The following is a 6,908-nucleotide window of genomic DNA, read 5'->3' on the forward strand; positions in this document are numbered from 1 at the left end:
AGATGTGTATAAGAGACAGGATTATAGGAGCTTCGTGTTTGTTAGTTGGCTGTGGTGCTCAGAACTTAGGTCCTTTAGAAGATAAAACAACTAAATTAAGAGATGAAAACCACAACTTGAAACTCGATATTCAACAACTAAATCAAGATATCAGTGATCAGAAATCACAACTAAATGCTTTAAATAATGATAAGAAAAATGTTTCACAAACGGTAGATAATAATAATGAAACAGAATTTTTAAATGCTAGTTCCCAATATTATCAAGATATTGCAAAAGTTATTGGGAATTTCAATAATCTTGATTTAACTAAAAAGAAAAAAGAAGATAAAAATCAAAATTTAGAGAAACTGAATTCACTTTCTAATGATATAGATGACGCTTATAGTAAATATAAAAGTTCGGTATCTAAAAATAAAATGAGTGACAGTAATGAAAGTACCGATAAAAATATTAAACAGCTAAATAAAAATATTCAATCTGCATTTAAGGATATTAAAAATGGATATGAATCAAATGATAAAGATAAATTAAATCAAGGACGAACTAAATTATCACAAATCAATCTATCTAGTAATTCTTAATCATAGGAGTTTTTTAATTGAAAAATGTAATTTTTTATATTGTTTTAGCGATTGCAGCAATTGGGTTAATTTTAAATCTAAATGTATTCTTAATGTCGTTTGTCAAAACAATCTTTACTTTTGCAATTATTGCAGGAATTATTTATCTTATTTATTACTTCTTCTTTCTTACTGAAGACCAAAGAAAGTATAGAAAAGCAGTAAGAAAATATAAACGACGTAATCGACGCAATGGCAAATAATCATAAATATAAAAGAGGCTGAATCTTTAGTGTAAATCTGATTAGTCAATAGTACTTCACCATTGCCTTCAGATTTTACATTTTTCAGCCTCTTTTTTTAATTATTTTTTATATAACCAGTCATCTGAACGATATTTTTCTTCAAGTTCTTTGACTTCTGCTAATTGAGCATCAGTTAAAGTTAAAGGTTTAAAGTCGATATTTAACCCTTTTTTAAATCCTTCTTCAAATGCTTTTTCCATTTCTTCTATAGAGATATGACGATCAGAAATATCATTTATTGCTACAGCTTTATCAACAAACGCTTTTTTCATTTTATCTTTTAAACGCTCATTTTTGAAAATGAACATATCAAATAATTCATCAACGTCTACATCTTGAAGTAACGAACCATGTTGTAATATAACGCCCTTTTGACGCGTTTGCGCACTACCTGCTATTTTACGTCCCTCAACTACCAATTCATACCAACTTGGCGCATCGAAACACACAGCACTTCTAGGTTGCTTTAATTTTTCTCTCTCTTCTTTTGAGCGTGGAATAGCGAAATAAGCATCAAATCCTAAAATTTTAAATCCTTTTAAAAGACCTTCTGAAATAACTCTATAAGCTTCCGTTACTGTAGATGGCATATCAGGATGAGATTCTGGAACGATAACACTATACGTTAACTCTTTATCATGTAAAACGCCTCTACCGCCTGTTTGACGTCGTACTAAGCCAAATCCTTTTTCTTTAACTTTATCGATATCTATTTCTTTTGTTAATCTTTGAAAATATCCTACCGATAATGTTGCAGGATTCCATGTATAAAATCTTATTACTGGATCAATTTCTCCTCGAGAAACAAAATTTAATAAAGCTTCGTCCATAGCCATATTATAATATGGATCATGACTTCCAGTATTAATAAAATTCCATGTTTCAGTCATAAAAAAACTCCAATCACAACTTTTTATTTATTTATAAATCGTATATATAAATTAGTATTAAATTAAATAAAGCCATAATTAGACAATAAAAAAATTTTGATAAATTGTGCTAACAGCTTTATAATTATAATATCGGTTAATTAGGGAGGATGCAATATGAATGTATCTTTGATTATAGCATTGGTTATTATAGTCTTAATTATTCTTTACATGTTAGGAAATTGGTTTCTCAATAAACGTGCTGTAACAGAATTAGAACAAAATGAATTTCATAAGGGCTTAAGAAAAGCTCAAGTCATTGATGTACGAGAAAAAGTTGATTATGACTATGGTCATATTAATGGCGCACGTAATATTCCAATCTCAATGTTTAGCCAAAGATTCCAAGGTTTAAGAAAAGACCAACCTATTTATCTTTGTGATGCTAACGGCATAGCTGGTTATCGTGCAGCACGTATCCTTAAAAAGAATGGCTATAAAGATATTTACATGCTTAAAGGTGGATATAAAAAATGGACTGGCAAAATTAAAACTAAAAAATAGTTGATTGCTAGTACCAATATTAAACTCTTAGAGATTAGCTCTAAGAGTTTTTATTTTTGATTTATATAAATGCTAAACAGATAATTAATAATACAAAAATAAGACAGGCACAAACTTTTTATTGTGCCTGTCTTTCTATTTACAATGAATTATTTTTTCTCTTCATGTAATTTTTCGAATTTTAATACTGGTTTACGAGCAGCCGTAGTTTCATCTAATCTATCAATGATTGTAGTATGAGGCGCTTCTAAAACAGTATCAGGATTATTTTCAGCTTCATCAGCAATTTGTAACATTGCATCAATGAAGTAATCTAATGTTTCTTTAGATTCAGTTTCAGTAGGCTCAATCATCATACCTTCTTCCACGTTTAATGGGAAGTAGATAGTTGGTGGATGAACACCAAAGTCTAATAAACGTTTAGCCATATCTAATGTACGAACACCGTGTTCTTTTTGTTTAGAACCACTAAGTACGAATTCATGTTTACAATATTGATCATAAGGAATTTCGTAACGCTCTTTTAAGCGTGCTTTAATGTAGTTTGCATTAAGTACTGCAGCTTCTGATACTTCTCTTAAACCTTCAGCACCCATAGTTCTAATATAAGTGTACGCTCTTAAGTAGATTCCAAAGTTACCATAGAATGGTTTAACACGACCGATAGAATTTTCAATATCGTTATCATATTTGAAAGTATCGCCATCTTTAACAACCATTGGTTTAGGAAGATAGCTTGCTAATTCTTTTTTAACACCTACTGGGCCTGAACCAGGACCACCGCCACCGTGTGGGCCAGTGAATGTTTTGTGTAAGTTTAAGTGTACAGCGTCAAATCCCATATCTCCAGGACGAACTTTATCCATAATAGCATTTAAGTTTGCACCATCATAGTATAATAAACCGCCTGCTTCGTGAACGATTTCACGGATTTCCATAATATTTTTTTCGAAAATACCTAAAGTATTAGGGTTTGTTAACATAATTGCTGCTGTATTTTCATTTACAACGCGTTTTAAGTCTTCAATATCAACTTCGCCACGTTCATTTGATTTAACAGTTACAGATTTGAAACCTGCAAATGAAGCTGACGCTGGGTTAGTACCATGTGCTGAGTCAGGAACGATAACTTCATCACGATGACCTTCACCATTAGCAATGTGATAAGCTTTAAAGATCATTAAAGCTGTCCATTCACCATGGGCACCAGCAGCTGGTTGTAAAGTAACTTCATCCATGCCTGTAATTTCTTTTAATTCTTCTTGTAAGCTATAGATAATTTCAAGAGAACCTTGTACTTGTTCTTCTTCTTGTAATGGATGAGATTCAGCGAATCCTGGAATACGTGCTACTCTTTCATTGATTTTTGGATTGTATTTCATTGTACATGATCCTAGTGGATAGAAACCAGAATCTACACCAAAGTTTTTATTTGAAAGTTCAGTGTAATGACGTACTAAATCTAATTCAGCTACCTCTGGGAATTCTGCTTTATCTTTACGGATGAACTTGTCATCTAAAATGCTTTCAACAGAATCACCTTTAATATCACTTTGAGGTAATGAGTATGCATATCTACCTGCTCTAGATCTTTCGAAAATTAATGGACTTGATTTACTTACTACCATTTAGCTCACCAGCTTTCTTAACAAATGTATCTATTTCATCTTTTGTTCTTAATTCAGTAACAGCTACTAACATATGATTTTCAAAGTCACTAGATGCTTCACCTAAATCAAAGCCACCAATAAAGCCTTCTTCGGCTAATTGTTTGTTTACTTCTTTGATTGGTTTATCAAATTTAACTACGAATTCGTTAAATGATGTTCCATCTAATACTTCAAAACCATTTTCTTTAAATTGATTTTTTGCATAATTAGCGTGTTCTAAGTTTTGAACTGCAATATCATAAACACCTTGTTTACCAAGAGCAGACATAGCAATTGATGAAGCTAAAGCATTAAGAGCTTGGTTAGAACAAATATTTGAAGTCGCTTTGTCACGACGAATATGTTGTTCACGAGCTTGTAATGTTAATACAAAACCTCTGTTACCGTCATCATCTTGAGTTTCACCAACTAATCTACCTGGTACTTTACGCATTAATTTTTTAGTAGTAGCGAAGTAACCACAGTGTGGTCCACCGAATTGAGTTGGGATACCGAATGGTTGAGTATCACCTACTACGATATCTGCGCCAAATGAACCTGGAGGAGTTAATAAACCTAAAGCTAATGGGTTAGCATATACGATAAATAAAGCTTTTTTATCTTCAATAAATGAATGAATTTTTTCTAAATCTTCAATTGAACCGTAGAAGTTTGGATATTGAACAGCAACAGCAGCTGTTTCATCATCCACAGCTTGTTCTAATTTTTCTAAATCAGTGATTGTACCATCTAAATCAACTTCTACAATTTCAAATTCTTCACGAACTTTTACATAAGTTTTAAGCACTTGTAATGCTTGATAGTGAAGACCTTTTGAAACGACAATTTTATTCTTTTTAGTATGGTTGAAAGCTAAGATACAAGCTTCAGCGAAACTAGTGATACCATCATACATTGAAGAGTTAGCTACATCCATATTAGTTAATTCACAAATTAGCGTTTGGAATTCAAAAATAGCTTGTAATTCACCTTGAGAAATTTCTGGTTGGTAAGGTGTATAAGCTGTATAGAATTCTGAACGAGAAATCATTGCATCTACTACTGCAGGTGCATAGTGATCATACACACCAGCACCTAAGAATGATGCATGTGTTTCTTTAGTAATATTTTTATTAGCTACTCTGCTTAATCTTTTTAATAAAGTTGTTTCAGCTTCACCACTAGCGATATTTAAATCCCTGTTTAATAAAATATCTTCTGGTACATCACCAAATAATTCATTAATAGAATTAGCACCAATAGTCTCTAACATTTCTTTTTTATCTTTTTCAGTTAATGGTATATAACGATGACTCACAATACACACCCCTTAATTATTTTTCGATTTGATTTTTCTTAACGATTTTAGCTTTAAGCTGTCTTTTACGTACTTGAACTAGTAATTCTCTTCCCATTTCAAATTCATCACGTTTAATAATTGCCATCGCAATTGATTTACCTGATGATGGTGATTGAGTTCCAGATGTAACTTCCCCGATTTGATTACCATCTAGATCTAATACTGGATAACCAGTTCTTGCGATACCTTTTTCAAGTAATTCTAAACCAACAGTTCTACGTTCAGAACCATTTTCTTTTTGATCTTTTAATACTGATTTACCAATGAAGTCTTCTTCGATTAATGGTTTAGCAGCGAAAGCGATACCACCTTCATATGGAGTGATAGATTCAGTAAGATCTTGACCATGTAATGGTAATCCAGCTTCAAGTCTTAATGTGTCTCTTGCACCTAATCCACAAGGAACTACATCATGTGAGATAAAGCCGTTCCAGATATCTACTGTATCTTTTGCATCGCAATAGATTTCAAAGCCATCTTCGCCAGTGTAACCAGATTGAGATAAAATAACATTTTTACCAAATAAAGTAACACCTTGTTTAAAATCAAATGGTTTCATTTCACTTACATCAACATCAACTAATTCACTAACTAAATCTCTTGCTTTAGGGCCTTGAACAGCTAATTGACCATATTGATCAGAAATGTTTGATACTTCAACATCAAAGTCAGCTGATTGTTTTTGAACCCAAGCAAAGTCTTTATCAGTGTTAGCAGCATTAACAATTAATAAATAATCGTTTTCGCCTAATTTATATGTTACTAAGTCATCAATGATACCGCCTTCTTCATTACATAAAGCAGTATATTGTGCTTTAGTTTCAGTTAAATTGTTAGTATCGTTTGATAATAAGTATTGGACAAATTTACTAGCATCGTTACCTTTAATTGAGATTTCTCCCATGTGGCTAACATCGAACATACCTACATTATATCTAACTGCATTATGTTCTTCTTTGATACTTGTAAACTGAACAGGCATTGCCCATCCACCGAATTCTACTATTTTAGCACCACTGTCTACGTAATTTTGATACAATGGTGTTTTTTTTAATTCGCTTGTCATTTGAAAACCCCCTATAATTTTTATAAAAAAACAGAGTAGCAAATTGCTACCCTGTTTATACACTTAATCCAGGAATGCGTAACAGTATTATCCTTTTGCCTGAGAGTTTCGTATTATACTTGCACCTTCGGCGATAAAGAAAAAATCACAGTGGAATCTATTACACTTATATAAGATACATATGATTATCAATATTCTCTCTAATACTGATCAACCGCAAGATAGATGATTTATGATAAAATCATAAATTTCTTTGATTGTTTTTTCACTATTCACTTTCATGAATGCGATTTCATTATATCTTGAAACCCTTGATGAATACAAGTTTTTTAACTGATTTTTAGTCTTATTTTTAGCATTAGGTCTGTGAGGGTCGTTTACGATTCGTCGATAAATAGTATCAATGTGGCAATCTAACCAAATAACATTTGTTAATTGCTTCAAAATATTTAAAGAATCAATGTTTTCTATTACGCCCCCACCAGTAGAAATAACATCATATTTTGATATACATTCTTTTAAATATTTATAT

General features: G+C 31.7%; 8 protein-coding genes and 1 riboswitch. Of the genes, 3 read left to right on the forward strand and 5 right to left on the reverse strand.

Annotated elements, in window-relative coordinates; all coding sequences use genetic code 11:
* The first annotated feature begins 2 nt into the window (after positions 1-2).
* Positions 3-584 (forward strand): hypothetical protein, encoded by a 582-nt coding sequence (locus CD127_RS06155; RefSeq protein WP_103366131.1) that lies wholly within the window; start codon positions 3-5, stop codon positions 582-584.
* A 17-nt stretch (positions 585-601) separates the two neighbouring features.
* A complete protein-coding gene (locus tag CD127_RS06160; RefSeq protein ID WP_103366132.1) occupies positions 602-826 on the forward strand; it encodes an SA1362 family protein in 225 nt (74 codons plus the stop codon).
* A 101-nt stretch (positions 827-927) separates the two neighbouring features.
* Here the strand turns inward: CD127_RS06160 and CD127_RS06165 are convergent, their stop codons facing one another.
* The gene (locus tag CD127_RS06165; protein WP_103366133.1) at positions 928-1,758 is read right to left on the reverse strand and encodes a lipoate--protein ligase family protein; all 831 of its coding nucleotides are present in this window, start codon (positions 1,756-1,758) and stop codon (positions 928-930) included.
* A gap of 156 nt (positions 1,759-1,914) precedes the next feature.
* Between CD127_RS06165 and CD127_RS06170 the strand changes: the two genes are divergently transcribed.
* Complete coding sequence (locus CD127_RS06170) at positions 1,915-2,301, forward strand: rhodanese-like domain-containing protein (RefSeq protein WP_103299027.1); 387 nt, start codon at positions 1,915-1,917, stop codon at positions 2,299-2,301.
* Positions 2,302-2,450: 149 nt separating this feature from the next.
* Here the strand turns inward: CD127_RS06170 and gcvPB are convergent, their stop codons facing one another.
* The 4 genes from gcvPB to CD127_RS06190 form a co-directional block, all read right to left on the reverse strand.
* A complete protein-coding gene (gene gcvPB / locus CD127_RS06175) occupies positions 2,451-3,929 on the reverse strand; it encodes an aminomethyl-transferring glycine dehydrogenase subunit GcvPB (RefSeq protein WP_103366134.1) in 1,479 nt (492 codons plus the stop codon).
* The gene (gcvPA, locus tag CD127_RS06180) at positions 3,916-5,268 is read right to left on the reverse strand and encodes an aminomethyl-transferring glycine dehydrogenase subunit GcvPA (protein WP_103299025.1); all 1,353 of its coding nucleotides are present in this window, start codon (positions 5,266-5,268) and stop codon (positions 3,916-3,918) included. The genes gcvPB and gcvPA overlap by 14 nt, the downstream gene beginning before the upstream one ends.
* 16 nt (positions 5,269-5,284) lie before the next feature.
* Positions 5,285-6,376, reverse strand: coding sequence for a glycine cleavage system aminomethyltransferase GcvT (gcvT, locus tag CD127_RS06185; RefSeq protein ID WP_103366135.1), 1,092 nt, complete (start codon positions 6,374-6,376; stop codon positions 5,285-5,287).
* Between the two features lie 77 nt (positions 6,377-6,453).
* Positions 6,454-6,590: riboswitch (glycine riboswitch) on the reverse strand.
* Positions 6,587-6,908 (reverse strand): shikimate kinase (locus CD127_RS06190; RefSeq protein WP_276307633.1); only part of this gene is annotated, 322 nt, incomplete at its 5' end. (Overlaps the previous riboswitch by 4 nt.)

The sequence above is a fragment of the Staphylococcus petrasii genome (assembly GCF_002902565.1).
GTDB lineage: Bacteria > Bacillota > Bacilli > Staphylococcales > Staphylococcaceae > Staphylococcus > Staphylococcus petrasii.

What these genes read in the sequence shown, in the direction of transcription:
- CD127_RS06155 (WP_103366131.1), top strand. Translation starts at nt 3, where the DNA reads ATGTGTATAAGAGACAGGATTATAGGAGCTTCGTGTTTGTTAGTTGGC.
- gcvT (WP_103366135.1), bottom strand. Translation starts at nt 6,376, where the DNA reads ATGACAAGCGAATTAAAAAAAACACCATTGTATCAAAATTACGTAGAC.
- gcvPB (WP_103366134.1), bottom strand. Translation starts at nt 3,929, where the DNA reads ATGGTAGTAAGTAAATCAAGTCCATTAATTTTCGAAAGATCTAGAGCA.
- CD127_RS06165 (WP_103366133.1), bottom strand. Translation starts at nt 1,758, where the DNA reads ATGACTGAAACATGGAATTTTATTAATACTGGAAGTCATGATCCATAT.
- CD127_RS06170 (WP_103299027.1), top strand. Translation starts at nt 1,915, where the DNA reads ATGAATGTATCTTTGATTATAGCATTGGTTATTATAGTCTTAATTATT.